The organism is Rhizobium sp. ARZ01, assembly GCF_014851675.1.
GTDB lineage: Bacteria > Pseudomonadota > Alphaproteobacteria > Rhizobiales > Rhizobiaceae > Mycoplana.
In genome coordinates, this window is record NZ_JACVAE010000001.1 from 2,592,173 (window position 1) to 2,613,084 (window position 20,912).

Annotated in this window: 17 protein-coding genes and 1 pseudogene; 6 read left to right on the top strand and 12 right to left on the bottom strand. The window is 62.4% G+C overall.

Annotated elements, in window-relative coordinates; translation table 11 throughout:
* Nucleotides 1-268: 268 nt before the first annotated feature.
* On the bottom strand, nucleotides 269-1,114 hold the full coding sequence (locus IB238_RS12350) for an outer membrane protein (protein WP_192246599.1): 846 nt from the start codon (nucleotides 1,112-1,114) through the stop codon (nucleotides 269-271).
* 605 nt (nucleotides 1,115-1,719) lie between these two features.
* Between IB238_RS12350 and IB238_RS12355 the strand changes: the two genes are divergently transcribed.
* Nucleotides 1,720-2,433, top strand: coding sequence for a hypothetical protein (locus IB238_RS12355; RefSeq protein WP_192246601.1), 714 nt, complete (start codon nucleotides 1,720-1,722; stop codon nucleotides 2,431-2,433).
* Nucleotides 2,434-2,604: 171 nt separating this feature from the next.
* On the opposite strand, the gene glmM is transcribed toward IB238_RS12355, so the two are convergent.
* From glmM to IB238_RS12405, 10 genes are all read right to left on the bottom strand, one after another.
* Nucleotides 2,605-3,957: a phosphoglucosamine mutase gene (gene glmM, locus IB238_RS12360; RefSeq protein WP_192246603.1), complete on the bottom strand. Its 1,353-nt coding sequence runs from the start codon at nucleotides 3,955-3,957 to the stop codon at nucleotides 2,605-2,607.
* Between the two features lie 219 nt (nucleotides 3,958-4,176).
* Nucleotides 4,177-6,099, bottom strand: coding sequence for an ATP-dependent zinc metalloprotease FtsH (gene ftsH, locus IB238_RS12365; protein WP_192246605.1), 1,923 nt, complete (start codon nucleotides 6,097-6,099; stop codon nucleotides 4,177-4,179).
* Between the two features lie 228 nt (nucleotides 6,100-6,327).
* On the bottom strand, nucleotides 6,328-7,659 hold the full coding sequence (tilS, locus tag IB238_RS12370) for a tRNA lysidine(34) synthetase TilS (protein ID WP_348648230.1): 1,332 nt from the start codon (nucleotides 7,657-7,659) through the stop codon (nucleotides 6,328-6,330).
* Nucleotides 7,660-7,676: 17 nt separating this feature from the next.
* On the bottom strand, nucleotides 7,677-8,654 hold the full coding sequence (ybgF, locus tag IB238_RS12375; protein ID WP_192246607.1) for a tol-pal system protein YbgF: 978 nt from the start codon (nucleotides 8,652-8,654) through the stop codon (nucleotides 7,677-7,679).
* 213 nt (nucleotides 8,655-8,867) lie between these two features.
* Nucleotides 8,868-9,392: a peptidoglycan-associated lipoprotein Pal gene (gene pal, locus IB238_RS12380; RefSeq protein WP_192246609.1), complete on the bottom strand. Its 525-nt coding sequence runs from the start codon at nucleotides 9,390-9,392 to the stop codon at nucleotides 8,868-8,870.
* 233 nt (nucleotides 9,393-9,625) lie between these two features.
* Nucleotides 9,626-10,927, bottom strand: a complete 1,302-nt coding sequence (gene tolB / locus IB238_RS12385; protein ID WP_192246611.1) for a Tol-Pal system beta propeller repeat protein TolB — start codon at nucleotides 10,925-10,927, stop codon at nucleotides 9,626-9,628.
* Nucleotides 10,928-10,964: 37 nt separating this feature from the next.
* The gene (tolA, locus tag IB238_RS12390) at nucleotides 10,965-12,029 is read right to left on the bottom strand and encodes a cell envelope integrity protein TolA (RefSeq protein ID WP_192246613.1); all 1,065 of its coding nucleotides are present in this window, start codon (nucleotides 12,027-12,029) and stop codon (nucleotides 10,965-10,967) included.
* Between the two features lie 10 nt (nucleotides 12,030-12,039).
* Nucleotides 12,040-12,489 (bottom strand): protein TolR, encoded by a 450-nt coding sequence (gene tolR / locus IB238_RS12395; protein WP_192246615.1) that lies wholly within the window; start codon nucleotides 12,487-12,489, stop codon nucleotides 12,040-12,042.
* Between the two features lie 29 nt (nucleotides 12,490-12,518).
* Complete coding sequence (gene tolQ, locus IB238_RS12400; protein WP_192246617.1) at nucleotides 12,519-13,235, bottom strand: protein TolQ; 717 nt, start codon at nucleotides 13,233-13,235, stop codon at nucleotides 12,519-12,521.
* Between the two features lie 314 nt (nucleotides 13,236-13,549).
* On the bottom strand, nucleotides 13,550-13,756 hold the full coding sequence (locus IB238_RS12405) for a hypothetical protein (protein WP_192246619.1): 207 nt from the start codon (nucleotides 13,754-13,756) through the stop codon (nucleotides 13,550-13,552).
* Nucleotides 13,757-13,789: 33 nt separating this feature from the next.
* On the opposite strand from IB238_RS12405, the gene IB238_RS12410 reads away from it, so the two are divergent.
* Together IB238_RS12410 and ligD are read left to right on the top strand one after the other, a co-directional pair.
* Nucleotides 13,790-14,632, top strand: coding sequence for a Ku protein (locus IB238_RS12410; protein ID WP_192246621.1), 843 nt, complete (start codon nucleotides 13,790-13,792; stop codon nucleotides 14,630-14,632).
* Nucleotides 14,633-14,639: 7 nt separating this feature from the next.
* Nucleotides 14,640-17,245: pseudogene (ligD, locus tag IB238_RS12415) on the top strand (DNA ligase D).
* 32 nt (nucleotides 17,246-17,277) lie between these two features.
* On the opposite strand, the gene ybgC reads toward ligD, so the two are convergent.
* Nucleotides 17,278-17,742 carry a tol-pal system-associated acyl-CoA thioesterase gene (gene ybgC / locus IB238_RS12420; RefSeq protein ID WP_192246623.1) on the bottom strand — a complete coding sequence of 155 codons (465 nt, stop codon included), beginning with the start codon at nucleotides 17,740-17,742 and terminating at the stop codon, nucleotides 17,278-17,280.
* Nucleotides 17,743-17,879: 137 nt separating this feature from the next.
* Here ybgC and IB238_RS12425 point away from each other — a divergent pair, with 137 nt between their 5' ends.
* From IB238_RS12425 to IB238_RS12435, 3 genes are read left to right on the top strand one after another with little or no spacing between them, the layout of a single operon-like run.
* The gene (locus tag IB238_RS12425) at nucleotides 17,880-19,100 is read left to right on the top strand and encodes an NAD-dependent epimerase/dehydratase family protein (protein WP_192247740.1); all 1,221 of its coding nucleotides are present in this window, start codon (nucleotides 17,880-17,882) and stop codon (nucleotides 19,098-19,100) included.
* Between the two features lie 8 nt (nucleotides 19,101-19,108).
* Complete coding sequence (locus IB238_RS12430; RefSeq protein ID WP_246723651.1) at nucleotides 19,109-19,990, top strand: glycosyltransferase; 882 nt, start codon at nucleotides 19,109-19,111, stop codon at nucleotides 19,988-19,990.
* Nucleotides 19,987-20,889 (top strand): NAD(P)-dependent oxidoreductase, encoded by a 903-nt coding sequence (locus tag IB238_RS12435; protein ID WP_192246627.1) that lies wholly within the window; start codon nucleotides 19,987-19,989, stop codon nucleotides 20,887-20,889. Before IB238_RS12430 ends, IB238_RS12435 begins: the two co-directional genes overlap by 4 nt.
* Nucleotides 20,890-20,912 lie beyond the last annotated feature (23 nt).

The following is a 20,912-nucleotide window of genomic DNA, read 5'->3' on the forward strand; positions in this document are numbered from 1 at the left end:
ACAAGTCGGGCCGGTTAAGTGAAAGCGAGTATTTCAGGGAAGTGTTAAGGCGTGGTTAAGCATGTTTGTTAACCACGCCCACCGGCTAGCAAACGCAGTTGGCTAGGCAGCGGAGGGGGAACAATGCCGTATCGGGCGATGGATGCTGCTGCACTAGAGATCAGTCCGGATCTGCTCGAACGGCCACAGCCGGCCAGCAGTCGCTGCCAAATGACAAAAGCCGCCCGACTGATGCCGGACGGCTTCTAATGCGAAAGCTCGTGACAGCTTACTTGTAGACGACGGGCTCCGCCGGCGGAACGTAAGGCGCTTCGCAGCTGTTGAAGGTGTAGCGCAGGCCGAGGCGGGCCTCGTGGACGTAGAAGCCGTCGTCATCGCCCGGGCCGCCGTTCATGGCATAGCCGAACATGTCGCCGCCGGCGATCTGGCGGAAGCGGTAGCCCGCGTCGGCTGCCCAGTTGCAGGTCAGGTCGACGGACGCACCGGCCATCAGCGCATAGGTGAAGCGCCAGCTGTCCTCGCCGTCATGCTCGACCGAACCATCGCAGTTGCTGGGATCATTGACGTCGCAGGAGGTGTTGCGCAGGCTGCCCCAGTTGACCCGTGTGGCACCGATACCGGCACCGACGTAAGGGGTGATGCCGCCAAAGCCACCGGCGACCCCGCCATAGGTGCCAAGGTCGACATAGGCGTTTGCAAGGAGGCTCAGCGCGTTCCAGGAGGCGCGGTCAGTCGAGACGCAGTCCGCCGCAACGCCGCAGCTGCCGCTGGTCGAACCCTCGAAGTCCGAATCGAACATGTAGTCGAGCGTCACATCGGTGCGGAAGTAGTCATTCCACTGATAACCGACACCGCCGCCGATCACCCAGCTGTCATCGACATCGGCGTCATCGAAGTCTGCATTGAAGCCGCCAGGACCGCCCTGCCAATAACTGGCGCCGCGCAGGTGGTTCCAGGCGTAGCCCACGTCGCCGCGCAGGTACCACCCGCTGGTCGATACGGCCACCGGTGCAGCCGGGGTAATCGGGGCTGGCTCCGGTGCGTAGAGGTCAGCCGCAAACGCCGAAGAGCTCGCAATCAGAGCTGCAAGGGCGGTACTCAATAACATTTTCATGGCCCAACTCCATAAACTGATTATCCGGTGCTGCGGCGACCGCAGGACCAAATTCATCGATCGTCATGGATAATGGGCGGGAAAGGTTAAGTTGCAATTAACTACGAAGCTTTACCCTAGGTATTAACTTTCAGGTAAGGAGTGTGCGCCGGGAGACGTCGATCATCGTCCACAACGATATTCCGTGGCTTGAACCAACTATCCTCGACTACACGTCCACAGCATCAGCTTCTTACGCAAATCCTTGGACCTATAACCGCGTTCTTGGCCGACGGCCCCGGCTGGTTTACCAAGTGAGCTAACTATAATTTCGTTTTCCTATCAAACATCAGATCAGCCACTGTTATTTATTCTGGCCAGAGTTCAGAAACGTTATATCCACCAAATACAATGTACTCAATTTATTACTGCGTAGGAGCCATAGGATCATGAACCCCCTCTTCAAGAGAATACTTCGGAAGGACAAGCTCGCACGCGTTGCCGTGGAGCGCCTGACGGAGCCGCTGCACATCAACGTCGCATCTCTCTTCGTGGCCGTGTTTGGGGGCTTCCGGCGGAAGGTCGATTTCGATCTGGTGATCCGCCCACAATACGCCTTTCCAATCTTGCGCGCGGCCGACCTCGCTAAAGAATGGGGTTACAAGCGTTTGACACTGCTGGAGTTCGGCGTGGCTGCCGGCGCCGGACTTCTCAACATCTGCCGCATCGCCGCGGAGGTTACGAAAGTAACTGGTATCGAATTCCGGGTGGTGGGTTTCGATACCGGTACAGGAATGCCCGAGCCGATTGACTACCGCGACCTGCCGGAAGCCTACGCCGCCGGCGACTTCCCGATGGATGCGGATCGTCTGCGCGCCAGCCTGCCGCCCAATTGCGAACTCATCCTCGGTCCGATCACGGAAACGCTGCCGGAATTCCTGAGCACGGTCGATGCGTCCGCGCCGATCGGATTCGCGTCGGTCGACGTCGATTACTATTCTTCCGCCAAGGACTCTCTGGCCGCCTTCACTGGTGATCCGGAAAAATACTTGCCGCTTGTGCCGATTTATCTCGATGATATCGGCGACATCACCGTCAATCCTTGGGTCGGCGAATGGCTTGCGGTCAACGAGTTCAATGCCGAGAACCCGATGCGAAAGATGGCGCCGTGGAACATGTTGCGCTCACGGCGGATTTGCAAGAACGCTAAATGGATCGAACACATCTATGGCCTGCATGTGCATGACCATGCGTTGCGCACTCCTGGAAGGCAGCTGCGCGCGCGCCGCACCGCCGACAACGAGTTCATTGGCGTCAGCTTCGAAACCGAAGCGGCATAAATAACAAGTCGATCTGCAACGCCTGCGCTTGTCGGTCCGACACGATCATCCCGCCAATACCTGCCACCGCATCGCAAAACTGCAAGACTTACTAAACAAGAGGGCCGCGGTCTGAGACCCCGGCCCTCTTGAATTGACTCGGCGATTTCCACCCGACGGGCGATTGCGGCCTCAGGCGGCGCTGCGCGCCGCACCGATCACCCCGACCAGCTCGTCGACGATGCGCTCGACCTTTGACCGGTCATCACCTTCCGCCATCACGCGGATCAGCGGCTCGGTTCCCGACGGCCGGATCAGCAGTCGGCCGTTCTTGGCAAGCGCGTTTTCCGCATCCGCGATCGCGGCCAGCACTGTTGCGTCCTCCAGCGGCTTGCCGCCGGAAATGCGCACGTTCTTCAGGATCTGCGGCACCGGATCGAAGCGGTGGCAAACCTCGCTGACCGGCTTGCCGCTGCGCTTGACGCAGGCCAGCACCTGCAGCGCAGCCACGAGCCCGTCGCCCGTGGTGCCGAAATCCGAAAGAACGATATGCCCGGACTGCTCGCCGCCGACGTTATAATCGTGCTGGCGCATATGCTCGACCACGTAGCGATCACCGACCTGCGTGCGCTGCAAGCCGAGCTTCTTGCTCTTCAGAAAACGCTCCAGTCCAAGATTGGACATCACGGTCGCAACAAGCCCGCCACCCTTGAGCATGCCGTCGGCAGCCCAGGTCTCGGCAATCACGGCCATCAACTGGTCGCCATCGATCAGCCTGCCGTTCTCGTCGACGATCTGCACGCGGTCCGCGTCGCCATCGAGCGCAATGCCGATGTCGGCGCGCACTTCGTCCACCTTGCGCCGCAAGGCATCCGGATGCGTCGAGCCGCAATCGAGGTTGATGTTGGTTCCGTTCGGCTCTGCCCCGATCGTGACCACTTCGGCGCCAAGCTCCCACAGGGCCGCTGGCGCCACGCGATAGGCCGCACCGTTGGCGCAGTCGATCACGACCCGCAGGCCATGCAGCGTCACATCGCGTGGCAGGGTGCGCTTAGCGTGCTCGATGTAGCGGTCCTGCACACCGTCGATGCGCTTTGCCCGACCGATCTCGTCCGCCTTGGCGAGCTGCGGCACGGCGTCGTTTTCCAGAAGCGCTTCGATCTGCATTTCCAGCTGGTCGGAAAGCTTGTAGCCATCCGGGCCGAAAAGCTTGATCCCATTGTCCTGGAAGGGATTGTGCGAGGCCGAGATCATGACGCCGATATCGGCGCGCAGCGAGCGGGTCAGCATGGCGACGGCCGGCGTCGGGATCGGCCCGAGGACGAAGGCATCGACACCGGCGGCGGTAAAGCCCGCCACCATCGCGTTCTCGAGCATGTAGCCCGAAAGGCGCGTGTCCTTGCCGATGACGACCCGATTGCGATGGGTGCCGCGGCGGAAGATAGTGCCCACCGCGATGCCAACCCGCATCGCAAGGTCGGGCGTCATGGGAAAAACGTTGGACTGGCCGCGGATGCCGTCCGTGCCGAAATAGCGACGCTTCATCTCTTCTCCTAAAATCTCATAGTCAGATATCGCTCCCGCCGGGGCCATGGGCTCGCCTCACTTCGCGCCATATCCATTTTGTGCGCCTTTTGCCACAGAATGAGCACGAGAGCATCTGAAATTGAATCTGATGTCGTTACAGCCCGTTACCAGCACGTCATAAAACAAGACCGGCCGCATTCTGCGGCCGGTCCCATTCTAGATCTTTGTTTGGCGAAATTACTGCGGTTGCGGTTCGAGCCCGCCTTCCGCTTCGCCGCCCTTCTTCTGGCCGGCCTTCGGCACCGCCGAGCCGCGATGCGGCGGGCTGTCGTCGCCAAGGTCGCGCGCCGGCTTTTCGCCGCGTATCAGCGCCTTGATCTCATCGCCGGTCAGCGTCTCGTATTCGAGCAGGCCTTCGGCCAGCGCCACGAACTCGTGGTGCTTCTCGGTGAGGATGCGCTTGGCTTCCGCATAGGCCTCGTCGATCAGGCGGCGGATCTCGTTGTCGATCTTCTGGGCGGTGGACTCCGACACGTTCTTCGACTGCGCCACGGAGTGGCCGAGAAAGACCTCCTGCTGGTTCTCGCCGTAAGCCACCTGGCCGAGCTGGTCGGAGAAGCCCCACTGCGTCACCATCGCACGGGCCAGCTTCGTCGCCTGCTCGATGTCGGAGGACGCGCCGGAGGTGATGTTCTCCTTGCCGAAGGTGATTTCCTCGGCAACACGGCCACCCATCATGATGGCAAGCCGCGAGACCATCCACTTGTAGCTCATCGAATAGCGGTCACCCTCGGGCAACTGCATGACCATGCCGAGCGCACGGCCGCGCGGGATGATGGTCGCCTTGTGCAGCGGATCGGCCATCGGCACGTTCAGCGCCAGGATCGCATGGCCCGCCTCGTGATAGGCCGTCAACTTCTTCTCGGCCTCCGTCATGGCGGACGAGCGGCGTTCCGCGCCCATCATGATCTTGTCCTTGGCGTCTTCGAACTCCTGCATGGTGACTAGACGCTTGTTGCGCCGTGCTGCCATCAGGGCCGACTCGTTGACGAGGTTCATCAGGTCTGCGCCCGAGAAGCCGGGCGTCCCGCGCGCAAGTACCTTGAGGTCGACGTTTGGCGCCAGCGGCACGTTGCGGACGTGTACCTTGAGGATGCGCTCGCGGCCCACGATGTCCGGGTTCGGCACGACGACCTGACGGTCGAAACGGCCGGGGCGCAGCAGTGCCGGGTCGAGAACGTCTGGGCGGTTCGTCGCGGCGATCAGGATGATGCCCTCATTCGCCTCGAAGCCGTCCATCTCGACAAGCAACTGGTTCAACGTCTGTTCGCGCTCGTCGTTGCCGCCGCCAAGGCCAGCACCACGGTGACGACCGACGGCGTCGATTTCGTCGATGAAGATGATGCAGGGCGCGTTCTTCTTCGCCTGCTCGAACATGTCACGGACGCGCGAAGCGCCCACACCGACGAACATCTCGACGAAGTCGGAACCGGAAATGGTGAAGAACGGCACGTTCGCCTCGCCAGCAACCGAGCGTGCCAGCAACGTCTTACCAGTACCCGGAGGGCCGACCAGCAACACGCCGCGCGGGATGCGTCCACCGAGACGCTGGAACTTTTGCGGATCGCGCAAAAATTCGACGATCTCTTCCAGGTCCTGCTTGGCCTCGTCGACGCCGGCGACGTCAGCGAAGGTCACGCGGCCATGCGCCTCCGTCAGAAGCTTGGCCTTGGACTTGCCGAAGCCCATCGCGCCGCGCGAGCCGCCCTGCATCTGGCGCATGAAGAACAGCCAGACACCGAGGATCAGGAGCATCGGCAGAAGCGTGCCGATATAGCTCAAGAAGCTGTTGGACCCGTCGGTTTCCGGGCGCGCATTGATCACGACGTTCTTTGCTTCCATCCGCTCCATCAGAGCATCGTCGATGCTTGGCGCGTAGGTCTGGAACGTCGTGCCGGTTTCCACATAGCTGCCGACAACCTTGTTGCCGGTAATCACAACTTCCTTCACCCGACTGGCGTCAACCTCTTTGAGGAACTGCGAGTAGGGAATGTCCCGCGAGCCGGTCTGCGCCGGGCTCGTCTGGAACATGCTGAAGAGAGCGATCAGCAGGAGCGCTATGATGGCCCACAGGGCGACATTGCGGAAATTTGGATTCATCGGGCTTTCCGGGCACTTTCTCGGCTACAGGGGTTGCGCCGTCTCATTTGCACCTAACATAGGGTCGCACTGCCGCCTTGCCAAGGCAAACCGAACGGCGCCCGGCCGTTTCTGGAATTATCGTTGACAGCTATGGCGGTTTTGCGGTTCCGGCGGAAATTCGCGGGTACGTTGCCCGCCTTATGAACCATCTGGCCCGCTTTTGCCACGGCGCCAGTCGTCGCACCCCTACGGAATTGGCGGGGCCGGATAGGGCGCCCGCCCGAACAGCCCGGCGATCGCTTGCGCAAGCGGCAGATCGAACACCGGAAGGTACCGGTCGTAGGGCGCGAGCACCGGCTCGAGCGCGAAGTGTTCGTCACCCGCCTGTGTATCACCCGCCAGAACGAGCGGGCTGCTGCGCGCCGCGCGCCTGACGACACCCATTGGGACATCGCCCTCCCCGGATCCCAAGGCCGCCTCATCCATTGCGGACCGCACCAGAAGCTCTGTGCCGCTAAGGTTCTGCACCCGCCAGCGACCATCCCAGACGGTTTGGTCGAACGGCGCGACGGTTGCGGGAGCAATGCCGCGATGCTCCCGGTAGAGATACAACCCCTCGCGGCGACGGTCGAACACCACCCTGCCCGCGGTCATCCGCGACAGCCTCCCGCTTGCGAGAAAGACCTTCAACCGGTCTCCGGCATCGGCCTCCAGCAGGTGCGCGCGGCCACCGAGCACCGCGATCACGGCCAGCAGGGCGCGCCAATGCGCCTCATCGTCCATCGCCGACATGATCGCCCGAACAGGCAGCCACGCAAGGTCGGCACCGACGGCCCTGAACTCGCGCGAGAGAAACGCCGCCCCTTCCCGCGCCATCCGGGCTCGCACCTCGGCTGCCGCTTGTCCCGCGCCCTCGGCTGCCTCGCCCCGCAGCGTAGGTTCAGAAGCCCCCTCCACCCGGATGCGGACACGCTCGAAGTTGCGATTGACGTTGCTCGGATCCTCGAGCCAGTCCTGACCAATCCCTTTCAGATAGCCGCGAATGTTAGCCCGCGACGTACCAAGGAGCGGTCGCAGCACCCAATGGGTGCCGAAAAGGAGTGTCGCGGGCGCGATGCCGGCAAGGCCCACGCCATCGCTCCGGCGCGCCTTGCGCATCGCGATTGTCTCGCGCTGGTCGTCGAGATTGTGCGCTGTGACGATCGCATCCGCATCGTGGCTACGCGCGGCTTCTGCCAGCAGCGCATGACGCGCCTCCCGGGCGCGCGCCTGGATACCTGCCTCAGGCTTCGGGCCATCCCAGCGACGCACCACATGCAGAATGCCCCGGCGCGCGCAAAGCGCTGCGACCCAGAGCGCTTCATCGGCGGACCCTGCGCGCAGCGCATGATCGACGGTACAGGCAATGAGAGAAAACCCGGAAAAGCCGCCCGTCTTCAGCGCGTCGTCCAGCGCGAGCAGCAGGCCAACGGAATCGCCGCCACCGGAAACGGCAACGAGCAACCTTGCGGGCTTTTGGAAACTTTTGAGAAAATGGGCGACCGTTTCGTCGATGCCCTGGCTATTGGGGCCGTTCACGACGTCGCTCCGTCGTATCAGCAGCCGAGCCGGCTCTGCTCGCTCGTCACTTTGGTCTTCACGGCCTTAGAGGCGTTCGGGTAGCGCTTGCCAACCTCACGCAGCGTCGCGCAGGCGGTTTCGCGGTTGTCGAGCGCGGCAAGCGACATGCCGAGCTTCAGAAGCATTTCCGGCGCCTTCTTCGACTTGCTGTAGGTCTGGTGCGCGTTCAGGAACGTCTTGGCGGACTCGTTGAAATTTCCCTGCGAATACTGTGCTTCGCCGAGCCAAAAGCTCGCGTCCGCTGCCTTGTCGCCCTCGGGGAAGATGTCGAGATAGTCGCGGAACTCCTTCTCGGCGAGCGCGTAATCACCCGAAAGGACGTGGCCGTAACCAGCCTTGTAGATGTCGTCCGGATTGTCGAGCGAAGCACTTGCCTGTCCGCCGGCCGTCGGCAGGCCGCTGTCGACGTCCGGAAGCGCCCCGCTGCCGATCGAGGCGCTCTCGTTCACGTCTGCCCCGATCTGGTTGCCCTGCTCGTCGAAGCGGATCGAGCCGAGGTTCTGCTCCTGCGGGGCCAGACTGCCGGCGGAGGCCGTGTCGGTCGTGCCCGCGGCGGAAGGATCCGCCGGGAGCTGCGTTTCTGCCGTCTGGCTGGTGTCGGAAGCCTGGCCGAGTGGCTTTTGCAGGGCGCCGCTCTTGCCGGAACCCTTGCCGCTCTCCAGGTCCTGGAAGCGGAATTCGTTGTCTTCCTGGGTCTTGCGCAGTTGCTCCTGCATCTGCAGCAACTGGAAGCTCATCTCTTCGATCCGGCCATTCAGCGAACGGATCTGTTCTTCGAGTTCGCCGATGCGCATGGCTTCGTTGGCCTGCGCCAGCACGACTTCCTTGTTCGCCTTGCCGGTACCCGGCGTCAGGCCATTCACCAGCGCCGAGAGCGGAGACGCGTGCAGCGCGTCCACTGGCCCGGCGATGGCTGCCAAGCCAATCAGGCTTGCCGCGACGATTTTCTTCATATGACTTTGTCCTGTTCGTCCAAATCCGCGCATTTGCGCGCTGCCGCAGGTTTTTCCAAATGCTCCCAAAAAGCAACGGAGTTCGGCCAAAGTGTGATAAAAAACTGCGGCCGTCGGAGCAATCATTCGTTTTCGGCCGCACCCCTTCAAAGCAGAAGGCCCGCCATCGCTGGCAGGCCTTCCGGGTAACTGTCTTCAGCCGACCTGCGCTGATTACATTCCGGCGCCGCCGAGAACGGTAACAGCGCGGCGGTTCTGCGACCAGCAGGAGATGTCGTCGCAGACGGCGACCGGCTTTTCCTTGCCGTAGGAGATCGTCTTCATCCGGTTGGCCGGAACACCGCGGCTGACGAGATACTGCTTGGTAGACGTCGCGCGGCGGGCGCCGAGCGCGAGGTTGTATTCGCGCGTGCCGCGTTCGTCGGCATGGCCTTCGATCGTGATTGCGTAGTTCGGATACTTCTGCAGCCACTGCGCCTGCTTGTCGAGGGTCGCAGCCGCGTCGGCGCGAACCGAAGTGGAGTCGGTGTCGAAGAAGATGCGGTCGCCGACATTGACGGTAAAATCCTGCGTTGAGCCGGGGGTGGCATTGTTCAGGCCGAGGTCGCCGGCGCTGTTGGGCAGGTTCTTCTTGTTGGCGCAGCCAGCGAGAGCAAGACCCATGAACAGGGCAAGCATAGCGGGGTTGCGAGCGAGATTCTGCATGCGGCCAGCGGCCGGGATTTCAATGCGGCTCATGAGCCGGTCTCCTTGCATCAGTTCGATAAGGCTTGGGTTTCAATCAGGGTTGCCAGACTGTAACCGCACGCGGTTAATCGGCTTTCAACGACTATGGTTAACAAATGCTTTCGCAATGATCCTCGTATCCCCGACCTAGAACGACAGACGCCGCCGAATCCCTCGCCGTTCGATGCCTGGTTTACAGGACTTTGAGGCGAGAAAGCGGCGGCGCGGTCACAATTTCGGGGCAACTACTCCAGAAGCGGCGACCAGGCAGGGTCGGAAGCGAAGCCGTTCGTCGGGATCTGCTGCTCGTTGTAGCCGGTCAGGTCGATCGAAAAGAGCTGCGGTCCGCCGCCGCCGGCATTCTGGCGGAAGAACATCAGCACGCGGCCGTTTGGTGCCCAGGTCGGGCCTTCGTTGTGGAAGCCCGATGTCAGGATGCGCTCGCCCGAACCGTCGGTCTTCATCACGCCAATCGAGAATTTGCCGCCTGATTGCTTGGTGAAGGCGATGAGATCGCCGCGCGGCGACCAGACCGGCGTCGAGTACGAACCGTCGCCGAAGGAAATTCGGTTCTGGCCTGAACCGTCGGCGCTCATCACATAGAGCTGCTGGCGCCCGCCGCGGTCGCTTTCGAAGACGATCTGGTTCCCGTCCGGCGAATAGGAGGGGCCGGTGTCGATCGCAGCCGTCGACGTCAGGCGGGTGGTCGTGCGCGAGCGCAGGTCCATGGTGTAGATGTTGGCGTTGCCCTCCTGCTGGAGGCTCATGATCACCCGCTGGCCGTCCGGCGAAAAGCGCGGGGCAAAGGTCATGCCGGGGAAGTTACCGACGACTTCGCGCTGCCCGGTCTCGAGTTGCAGCAGGTAGACCCGCGGCTGCTGGCCCTCGAAGGACATGTAGGTGATTTCCTGGCGGCTCGGCGAGAAGCGCGGCGTCAGGACAAGCTCGTTGGAGTTGGTCAGCGCACGCGCATTGGCGCCGTCCTGGTCCATGATGGCGAGCTGGCGCTTGCGCGCGTTCTTCGGGCCGCTCTCGGCGACATAGACGACGCGGGTGTCGAAGTAGCCCTTCTCACCGGTGATGCGCTCATAGATCGCGTCCGCGATGATATGGGCGACACGCCGCCAGTTCTCCGGCTGGGTGTAGAACTGCTGGCCGGTCATCTGCTGGCCGGCAAACGTGTCCCACAGGCGGAACTCGGCGCGAAGGCGGCTGCCTTCCTGCGCCACACGGCCCGTGACGAGCGCCTGCGCGTTGATGACCTTCCAGTCCTCGAAGCGCGGCGGCTGATCGGGATTGGAGATCTTCTCGATGAAGGCCTGCTTGCTGACCGGGGCGAACAGGCCGGAGCGCTTCAGGTCGGCCGCGATCACGTCGGTGATCTTCTGGCCGAGATCGCCACCGGCGATAAAATCGGTCACCGCGATCGGCAGTGGCTCGACATTGCCCTTGTTGACATTGATTTCGACGAGCGCCATGGCCGGCGACACGGTCGCGGCAAGGCCGGTCAACCCGGCGGCAGAATGGAGAAAAGTGCGTCTCAACATGCTTTCTAGGCCTTCCTAGGGTTCATGCCTTCCGGCATCACATCATTTCGCTCGGATCGAAGTTCACCACGACTTCGCTCCAGGCATCGTATTTGTCTTTCGGCAGCTTATCGAAGGGTGCCGACTTTAGGATCGCGCGGCGCGCACCGCCAGCAAGCGCCCGGCGTGCCGGTTCCGAACCGCCGGTCGCAACGACGTCCGGCTCGCCGATGATATTGCCGTCCTGATCGAGCTGCATGGTCACCTTGATCCGAACTTCGGTCGCGTCCGCCATGCCGGGGATGATCGACCAGTTGTTCTGGATCAGGCCGCGCAGCGCATCCATCTCGCTCATCGACAGCTTCGAGCCGCCGGTCGTCTTCTTGCCGCCGAGCGCGGCGGTTTCCGCCGAGCGCTTCGCGCCGCCGCCCTTGCTTTCGGTCTTGTTGAGAAGGGCAGCCACCTCGTCGGCGTTGAAGTCGCTCTCCTTGGCGGAAGCGGACTTCTTCTGCTCCTTCTTCTTTTCCTCGTTCTTGCGATCCTCGGTCTTGGCTGTCTGCGCTTGAGCGGGCTTCGGCTTCACTTCGGGAACGGGGCCGGTTTCCGGCAACGCTTCGGCTTCCGCGACCTCAGCCGGCGCCTCTTCGGTCGGCTTTTCTTCCGGCTTGGCGTCGGGCTTCACATCCTGCTTCGGCTCGGCCTTCGCCACTTCCGTGGCAGGCGTCGTCGCAGGCTCGGTCTTCTGCACCTCTTCCACCGGCTCCTTCGCCGGCTCGGGGGTCGGAATGGCCTTTTCGGATTTCGGGGGAGCGGCCGCCGTCTCGGCGTTCTGCGGCTTCTTGTCCGGCGTCGGCGGCGTCTTCATGTCGATATCGTTGTCGCCGGCATTTTCGGCATTTTCGACGACATCCTGGCGCTTTGTCGGCACCGGGGCCGACTTCTCCGCCATAGGCGCCTTCTTGTCGCCCTGCTGGATCTGCGTCAGTTCCTCGATCGGCACGATGTCGACCGGCATCGCCTCGACGTCTGCGACGTCGAAACTTTCCGGACTGCCAATCGAGACCAGTGCCAAGGTGAGCACCAGTACATGCAATGCGGCGGATGTGGCGAGGCTGCCCTTCATCGCGGTCTGATCAATTATCCGGTTTCTGCTCGGTGACGAGGCCGATATTCGTGAAGCCCGCCTGCTGGATACGCGACATCACGTCCGCGATTACGCCGTAAGGGGCTGCTCCATCACCGCGAACGAAGATGCGCTCTGTGTAGCCGGTCGTGGCCACTGCTTCGAGCTTGGCCGCGATCTCCTCGACCGGGATCGCCGTTTCCTGCAGGAACACAGCGCCGTCAGCCTTCACCGATACGGTGATGGGTTGGGTTTCGGCGTTGAGCGCCTTGGCAGACGTCTTCGGCAGGTCGAGCGGCACGCCGACGGTCATCATCGGAGCGGCCACCATGAAGATGATGAGGAGCACGAGCATGACGTCGACGAACGGCGTCACGTTGATCTCGCTCATGACGCCCTTGCGACCGCCGCGCCTGCGACGTCCACCGCCGCCCTTTCCTCCACCGACTGACATGCCCATGGCTTCGTCTCCTGCTTAGGCTCGGTCGATCACTGTGCCGCCTGGCGCGGCTGCAGCTTCTCGTCGATCTGGCGCGAAAGGATGGCGGAGAATTCGTCGGCGAAACCTTCCATGCGCCCGGTCAGCTTGCCGGCGTCGGCCATGAACTTGTTGTAGGCGATAACGGCCGGGATAGCGGCCAGAAGGCCGATCGCGGTGGCAAGCAGCGCCTCGGCGATACCGGGCGCCACGACCGCAAGGTTCGTCGACTTCGATCCGGCGATCGCCTGGAACGAGGTCATGATGCCGACGACCGTACCGAAGAGACCGATGAACGGGCCGGCGGAGCCGATGGTCGCAAGCGAGCCGAGACGGGCCTCCAGCGCTTCGGATTCGCGCGCCAGCGTCACGTCCATCGCCCGGTCGATGCGCATCTGCAGGCCGATCGGCGAACGCGCTCCGCGCTCGAAGCTCTTCTTCCATTCGCGCATGGCGGCGACGAACATCGCGCTCATGCCGGAGGTCTGCCGGTCGGAAAGAGTGCGGTAGAGCTCTTCGAGCGACTGCCCGGACCAGAACACCTGCTCGAAGCTGTCGAGCTGCCGGCGGGCTCTGCCGAACGCCAACGTCTTGTCGACGACGATCGCCCAGGTCCAGACCGATGCCGCGATCAGCCCGATCATGACCAGTTTCACGACAAAGCCGGCCTGCATGAAGAGCGACCAGAGGCTCACATCAGCCGTTGCTGCCAAACCTACCTGTTCCATAGACTTCTGTCCCCGAATCCAAACACCCGGCACGGGCCATGGCCATCGCACCGGGTCTTCATCCTTGCCGGGCCGGCATCCGATGGGAGTTTCGGATCTGCCGAGCCGGCTCTTCGCAAACCTTTGGAGCTGGCGGGTCGAATGTGTCCGCAACCGCTCCGCGTTTCCGTCAAGAATGTCCGGTTGATGTCACCGGCTGCCACGCCGATCTAACGCCTTCAACTGCCTTCTTGCCGTCAATTTTGGTTAAAGGATGACGTGCAGTGCACAAAATCCAGTGCTTCGAGTAAGACATCATTATGGTTAAGGGAGTATTACCGGGCGTAACCGAAATCTTGCTCCGGCAGTTTCATGCGCATGGAACCTAACCTTCGCCGGCGCATTTTCCCCGCCGTGGCCCTCACCGCCGGTCCGTCGACGTCACGCGATGAACCGGTGCGAATCACCCACCGTTTGAGGAAATGCAGTTTCGGGCTATAGTTTTTTTCGAAATGCCTGGCCTCACGCAGGAGGTGCAGCATCCGGCGACCTCCGCTCCATCAGGAGACGACGACATGGTTTCTCGGGCAATGTGGAAAGGACAGCTTCGGTTGTCGCTTGTATCGATCCCCGTCGAACTCTACAGCGCCACCAAGTCCGGCGGACGCACCTCGTTCCGGCAGATCCACAAGCCGACGGGCAAGCCGATCCACTACGAGAAGGTGGTCGAGGGGCTGGGTGCGGTGAAGGAGGACGACATCGTCAAGGGCTACGAGCTCGACGACGGCAAGTATGTCCTTCTGCAGCCGAAGGAAATCGACGCAATCAAGCTCGACACGAAAAAGACGCTGGAACTGGTACAGTTCGTAGGCGCCGACGAGATCGGGCCGATGTATTTCGACAAGCCCTATTATCTCATTCCAGCAGACGATCTCGCCGACGACGCCTATCAGGTCGTGCGCGATGCGCTGCGCAAATCCGGCAAGACGGGCATCGGTCAGTTGACGATGCGCGGACGGGAATACCTCGTCGCGGTTCGCCCCTACGAGGACGGCCTGCTGCTCGAAACGCTCCACTACGCCAACGAACTGCAGAAATCCGATCCGCTCTTTGCCGGAATACCGAAGAAGAAAGCCGATAAGGATCTTCTTGATGTCGCCACCCAGTTGATCGAACGCAAGACCGCTCCCTTCGATCCGTCCGCCTTCAAGGACCACTACGAGGATGCGCTCAAGGAACTTGTGCAGCGCAAGATGAAAGGCAAGGCGATCACCCTGGATGAGGCCGCGGAGCGCCGCGCCGCCACCGGCGGCAATGTCGTCGACCTGATGGCCGCGCTAAAGAAGAGCCTCGAAGGCAGCGGCGGCCCGGCAAAGAAAGCCAAGCCGGCCGCCAGCCGCCCGCCCAAATCGGCGTGAGGTCGGCATGGCGACGCCTCACGAAAGCCTCAAGGAGTACAACCGCAAGCGCGATTTTTCGAAGACCACGGAACCAAGGGGCGAGGTTGCGCGCAGGTCGAAGAGCGGTCTCAGCTACCTCATCCAGAAGCACGCCGCGACACGACTGCACTACGACTTCCGACTCGAATTGGACGGCGTGCTGAAAAGCTGGGCTGTGACGCGCGGGCCAAGCCTCGATCCGGAGGACAAGCGCCTCGCCGTGCGCACCGAGGATCATCCGATGGCCTATGGCGACTTCGAGGGGACGATCCCAAAGGGCGAGTATGGTGGCGGCACGGTCATGCTCTGGGACGTCGGCCATTGGGAGCCACTGGAAGACCCGGACGAAGGCTTGAAGGAGGGCAAGCTGAAATTCCGCCTCTACGGCCGCCGCCTCACCGGCAGCTGGACGCTCGTCCGCATGAAGCCGCGCCCGGGCGAGAAGCACGAAAACTGGCTGCTCATCAAGGAGCGCGACGCGGAGGCCTCCAACGACGGTGAGAGCTTGCTGGCGGAAAACGACACAAGCGTCGTCACCCGGCGAACGATGGCGGAAATCGCCGCCGGCAAAGACGAGACGAAGCGGCATGTCTGGCATTCGGACGAACCCGTCTCGGAGAACGTTCGCAAGGGAGCGCTCGCCCCCCTGCCCGGCCGCGTAAAAAAAAACTGAACTCCAAGGCCGCCGGACAGCCCGCCTTCCGCGCCCCGCAACTCGCGACGCTCAGCACCTCCGCGCCCGAGGGTGATGATTGGCTGAACGAAGTGAAGTTCGATGGATACCGCTTGATGGCTTCCATCGGCGGCGGCCTGGTCACCTGCTATACCCGCACTGGCCTCGACTGGACGGAGAAGTTTCCCGGTATCGCCGCAGCGCTCTCAGAACTCGAATGCGACAGCGCGCTCGTCGACGGCGAGGCCGTTGCCGCCAATGGTGAGGGCTCCCAGTTTTCCGCTTTGCAGAAGGCTTTGAAGCACGGTGGAGACACCGTGTTCTACGCCTTCGACCTCCTCCATCTGGACGGCAAGGACATCGGCAAGATGCCGCTCATCGAGCGCAAGGCGTTGCTGAAGTCGCTGCTGGCAGGCTCCGACGGCCGGATCCTGAAGTTCAGTGAGCACGTGCGCGGCCATGCGAGAGAGGTCTACCGCAGCATGTGCGGCGCAGGACAGGAGGGCATCGTCTCCAAGCTGGCCGACGCCTCTTACCGATCGGGCCGGGTCGGCAGCTGGCTGAAGATCAAATGCACGCGCCGGCAGGAGTTCGTCATCGGCGGCTACGCGCCATCGGACAAGCGCGGCCGCCCCTTCGCTTCGATCCTGCTCGGAACATACGAGAACGACCGCCTCGACTACCGTGGCCGCGTCGGCACCGGATTCAGCGACGAAACAATGGCCGAGCTTGCGGCGTTGTTTGCAAAGCGGGTGCGCAAGGCTTCGCCGTTTGCATCGGTGCCGGTCGAATACAGCCGAGGCGCGGTGTGGCTCGAACCGGATCTCGTCGCGGAAATCGACTTCGCCGAGTTCACAGATGACGGCCATGTCCGGCACGGATCGTTCGAAGGATTGCGCAGGGACAAGGAGGCACGAACCGTGGTTCTGGAACAACCGAAGAAGAGCACCGACAACGACGCTAAACAGCCCACCTCTCCGACCGGGCGCGCCGCGCCGAAGACGCGTACGCCGTCAAAGTCAGGGGAAGAAGGCAATATCGTCGCCGGCATCACGATCAGCCATCCCGAGCGCATCCTCTTCAAGGAGGACGATATTACCAAGCTCGATCTGGCCCGATACTACGAGGCAGTCGCCCCAAGGATGCTGCAGTACGCGGCCGATCATCCGGTTTCGCTGCTGCGTTGCCCCAGCGGCGACATTGCTCATTGCTTCTTCCAGAAGCATGCCGGCGACGGCTTTCCGAACGAGATCAAACAGATACCGATCCGGGAATCATCCGGCGAGACCGAGAGTTACATGACGATCACCGATGGGAAGAGCCTCGCCGCCGCCGTGCAGATGGGCACGATGGAGTTCCACATCTGGGGTGCGGCCGCCGACAAGCTGGAACAGCCGGACCGGATGATCTTCGACCTCGATCCGGACGAAAGCCTCGGCTTCGAGACTGTCAAAGACGCCGCGTTCGAACTTCGCGACGTTCTGGATGCGGTCGGGTTAAAGGCTGTTCCGATGGTGACCGGCGGCAAGGGCGTGCACGTCATCGTACCGCTTGCACCAAAGGCGGACTGGGACGACGTCAAGACCTTCGCCAAGGCGCTGTCGCAGCGGCTCGCCGATGCGCGACCCGAGCGTTATGTCACCACCATGTCCAAGGCCAAGCGCAAGGGCAAGATCTTCATCGACTGGCTGCGCAACGAGCGCGGCGCAACCGCCGTCGCGCCCTACTCGACCCGGGCCCGGAAAGGCGGACCAGTGGCCACCCCCGTAAGCTGGGAGGAGTTGTCCGCTCTCGAAGCCGCGAACGCCTTCACGATCCCCGTCGTAATGCTCCGCCTGACAGAGCCCGACCCGTGGTCGGAAACGCGCAAGTGGAAGCAGGCGCTGACTGACCGCATGGTCGCTGCAGTGGTCGGTTAGCATGTCTCCCGAAAGTGCGGACCGGTTTCGGGTCAGTCTTGGACGGCGCCTGCAGTTTCGAGGAACTGCACTGCCAGTCCCTCCGGCAGCCGCCGCGGCCGGCCCTTGGCATTGATGACGGCGATGATCACCTTCGCCGCGATCAAGGGCTGGTCTCCCCGGCGCACTTCCTGCTGGAGCACCATTTTCGCGCCGCCCGCCTTCTCCGTGCGGGTGAGGATCGTCAGGATGTCGTCCATCTTTGCCGGGGCCTTGAAGTCGATTTCCATCCGGTGAACGACGAACATCAGCCCTTCGGTGTCGCCCTCGATCGACAGCGCCCCCTGCTCCACGCCGAGGCAGCGCAGGTAGTCGGTCCGGGCGCGCTCCATGAAATGCAGGTAACGCGCATGATAGACGAAGCCGGAAAAATCCGTGTCTTCATAGTAGACGCGCTGGACCAGCCGATGCCCTTCGGCGGTCAGTTCACCCGACAGGGCGTGATCGAAGTTCGTCATGGTCCAATCCGAAGTGGGAGATTTGCACGGTCTTGTGGAGGAAGAGGAGGACAAAAGCAAGGATTGCACTCCTGTCATATTCCGTCACTATGACCGGGACAGTCTCAACGCGCAGGGGGATTCCCATGGCATCGGCGATGAAGATTGCGGTTCTCGGCGGAGATGGTTTCGTGGGCTGGCCCACGTCCTTGCACCTCTCGAACACCGGTCACGAGATTCATATTCTCGACAATCTCTCACGCCGCTGGATCGACACCGAACTCGGTGTGCAGTCTCTTACGCCGATGGATTCGATACAGGAGCGCACCCGTGTCTGGCATGCAGAAACGGGGCGCCGCATCCATTTCCACCTGATCGACCTTGCCCGTGATTATGAACTTTTGAAGAACTGGCTACGTGAAGAGCGGCCGGACGCCGTGATCCACTTCGCCGAGCAGCGCGCCGCGCCCTATTCGATGAAGAGCGACCGCCACAAGAACTACACGGTCAACAACAACGTCTCCGCCACGCACAACCTCCTCAACGCGCTTGTCGAGACCGGGGTGGATGCCCATCTCGTCCACCTCGGTACCATGGGCGTCTACGGCTATTCCACCGTCGGTGCCGCCATTCCGGAAGGCTACCTGCCGGTGGGCATCGAGACGATGAACGGTCGCACCGTCAGCCAGGAGATCCTCTACCCATCCAATCCCGGCTCGATCTATCACATGACCAAGTGCCTGGATCAGTTGCTGTTCCAGTTCTATGCAAAAAACGACGGGCTCAGGATCACCGACCTGCATCAGGGCATTGTCTGGGGCACCCACACCCGAGAGACGCAGCTACATCCGCAGCTCGTCAACCGCTTCGACTATGATGGCGATTACGGCACGGTCTTGAACCGCTTCCTCATCCAGGCGGCGATCGGCTATCCGCTGACGGTGCACGGCACTGGCGGCCAGACCCGCGCCTTCATCCACATCCAGGATTCGGTTCGCTGCATCGAACTCGCACTGGAGAACCCGCCCGCCCGCAGCACGCGTGTCGAGGTCTTCAACCAGATGACGGAAACTCATCGCGTGCGTGACCTGGCGCAAATGGTGGCGAGCCTCACCGGTAGCGAGATCGCCTGGCTGCCGAACCCGCGCAAGGAAGCGGCTGAAAACGATCTCGTCGTGGACAACGCCAAGTTTCTCGCCCTCGGCCTCGAACCGATCACGCTCGAGAACGGTCTGCTGTCGGAGATCGTCGATGTGGCGAAAAAGTTCGCCTACCGGGTCGACCGCTCGCGCGTGCCGGCCGTATCCGCCTGGACGCGCGACATTGCCGCGACCCTCAACCACGATCCCGAAGGCCGGAGGCTCAAATCGGTTTCATGACGGCAGGAATGCATGACGAAGGCGGCATCAGGCGAAGCGCTCCGGCCGGCGCGCACCAAGCCTATGTGACGCTTGTGACGAATGCCGACTATGCCAAGGGTGCCGTCGCCCTCACGCGATCCCTGCGGCGGACGGGCACGCAAGCCAACATCGTCGTCCTGCACACCCCGGCATTGGGCGATGTCGACCGTCAGGTTCTCGAAGGCTTCGGGTGTCGCCTGGTCGAAGCCGATCTCCTGCCGCTCTCCGAGCAATTCAATGAACGCCACGCCCGGCGTGCGTTGCACACCGCCGCGCCCTTCACGAAGGGTCGAAAGCCGGATTTCCACACACCGCTCGACAACTTCGTGAAGCTGCGCCTGTGGCAGCTGACGGAATACGAGACCTGCGTCTTCATCGATGCGGATGCGATCGTTCTCAGAAACATCGACCGGCTGTTCGCCTATCCCGAATTCTCCGCCGCGCCGAATGTCTATGGGAGCCTGCGCGACTTCCATCGCCTGAACTCGGGTGTGTTCGTCGCACGCCCCAGTGAGACGACCTTTGCCGCGATGCTGTCCCGTCTTGATGTAGCTGACGCCTTCTGGCCGCGCACAGACCAGTCCTTCCTGCAGACTTTCTTCCCGGATTGGCACGGCCTGCCGGTCTTCATGAACATGCTGCAGTATGTCTGGTTCACCCTGCCGGAACTGTGGGACTGGAAGAGCGTTCACGTGCTGCACTACCAGTACGAAAAGCCCTGGGAGGCAAACCATCCAAAGGCGGAGGCGTTGAAGCCGTTGATCGAGCTGTGGCATGCCTTTCACGTTGGCGCGACGATACCCGATATCGCCAGCTTTCCAAATCCCGTCGCTCCGACGGCGTCTGTCACCGTCCCGGTCGGCGGATGACGCGGGTTCTCGTGTCCGGCGGCACCGGCTATGTCGGCCGGTTCATCGTCGAGCATCTGCTCGCGCATGGCTACAAGGTGACGGTCGGCGGAAGGAGCCCACCGCCGCCCGGCTTCTTCTCGAAGGACGTGCCTTTCGTTCCCCTCACCCTAGATCCTGACCTCGACCAGATCGACGCTTTCGAGAGCGTCTACTACTTCGTCCATGCCGCATTCTCGCATGTGCCGGGCAAATACCGGGGCGGCGAGGGCGACGATCCGCAGGGCTTCCGGCGCGCCAATATCGATGGTTCGGTGCGCCTGTTCGAGGCGGCAAGGGACGCCGGCGTGCGCCGCTGCGTGTTTCTTTCCAGCCGCGCCGTCTACGGCGCGCAGTCACCGGGAACGGAGCTCACGGAGGACACGGAGGATTTGCAACCGAAACCGGACACGCTCTACGGCCAGCTGAAACTCGACACCGAGCAAAGCCTGCAGGCGTTGTGTACCCACAGCTTCATTGGCGCCAGCCTGCGGGTGACCGGTGTCTACGGCCCTGCCGGTCCAGGCCGTCAACACAAGTGGCAATCGCTGTTCGATGACTATCGCGCAGGCCGTCTCGTTGTTGTTCGCGCCGGAACCGAGGTCCACGGCGACGACGTGGCAGGCGCGGTCCGGCTGATGCTGGAGGGCGAACCGGCGCGCGTCGCTGGCAAGGTCTTCAACGTCTCCGACGTCCTCGTCGACACGCACGACATCCTGTCGATCGTGCAGGATGCGACCGCCTGTCCGCACTCCTTGCCGCCGCCGGTACCCCTCACGACCTTCAATGCTATGGCGACCGATAAAATCAGGTCGCTCGGCTGGACACCCGGCGGCATGGCGCGGCTCCGTGCAATTGTGACCGGCCTCGCTGCTTCATGATCGCCGAATTACCCAAGCTGCAC

Excerpts from the sequence above, each read along its gene's own strand:
- IB238_RS12410 (WP_192246621.1), top strand. The coding sequence starts at position 13,790 with ATGGTTTCTCGGGCAATGTGGAAAGGACAGCTTCGGTTGTCGCTTGTA.
- glmM (WP_192246603.1), bottom strand. The coding sequence starts at position 3,957 with ATGAAGCGTCGCTATTTCGGCACGGACGGCATCCGCGGCCAGTCCAAC.
- IB238_RS12405 (WP_192246619.1), bottom strand. The coding sequence starts at position 13,756 with ATGCTGCACCTCCTGCGTGAGGCCAGGCATTTCGAAAAAAACTATAGC.
- IB238_RS12435 (WP_192246627.1), top strand. The coding sequence starts at position 19,987 with ATGACGCGGGTTCTCGTGTCCGGCGGCACCGGCTATGTCGGCCGGTTC.
- tolR (WP_192246615.1), bottom strand. The coding sequence starts at position 12,489 with ATGGGCATGTCAGTCGGTGGAGGAAAGGGCGGCGGTGGACGTCGCAGG.
- pal (WP_192246609.1), bottom strand. The coding sequence starts at position 9,392 with ATGAGCCGCATTGAAATCCCGGCCGCTGGCCGCATGCAGAATCTCGCT.
- tolA (WP_192246613.1), bottom strand. The coding sequence starts at position 12,029 with ATGAAGGGCAGCCTCGCCACATCCGCCGCATTGCATGTACTGGTGCTC.
- IB238_RS12430 (WP_246723651.1), top strand. The coding sequence starts at position 19,109 with ATGCATGACGAAGGCGGCATCAGGCGAAGCGCTCCGGCCGGCGCGCAC.
- tolQ (WP_192246617.1), bottom strand. The coding sequence starts at position 13,235 with ATGGAACAGGTAGGTTTGGCAGCAACGGCTGATGTGAGCCTCTGGTCG.
- ybgC (WP_192246623.1), bottom strand. The coding sequence starts at position 17,742 with ATGACGAACTTCGATCACGCCCTGTCGGGTGAACTGACCGCCGAAGGG.
- ftsH (WP_192246605.1), bottom strand. The coding sequence starts at position 6,099 with ATGAATCCAAATTTCCGCAATGTCGCCCTGTGGGCCATCATAGCGCTC.
- ybgF (WP_192246607.1), bottom strand. The coding sequence starts at position 8,654 with ATGAAGAAAATCGTCGCGGCAAGCCTGATTGGCTTGGCAGCCATCGCC.
- IB238_RS12350 (WP_192246599.1), bottom strand. The coding sequence starts at position 1,114 with ATGAAAATGTTATTGAGTACCGCCCTTGCAGCTCTGATTGCGAGCTCT.
- IB238_RS12425 (WP_192247740.1), top strand. The coding sequence starts at position 17,880 with ATGAAGATTGCGGTTCTCGGCGGAGATGGTTTCGTGGGCTGGCCCACG.
- tolB (WP_192246611.1), bottom strand. The coding sequence starts at position 10,927 with ATGTTGAGACGCACTTTTCTCCATTCTGCCGCCGGGTTGACCGGCCTT.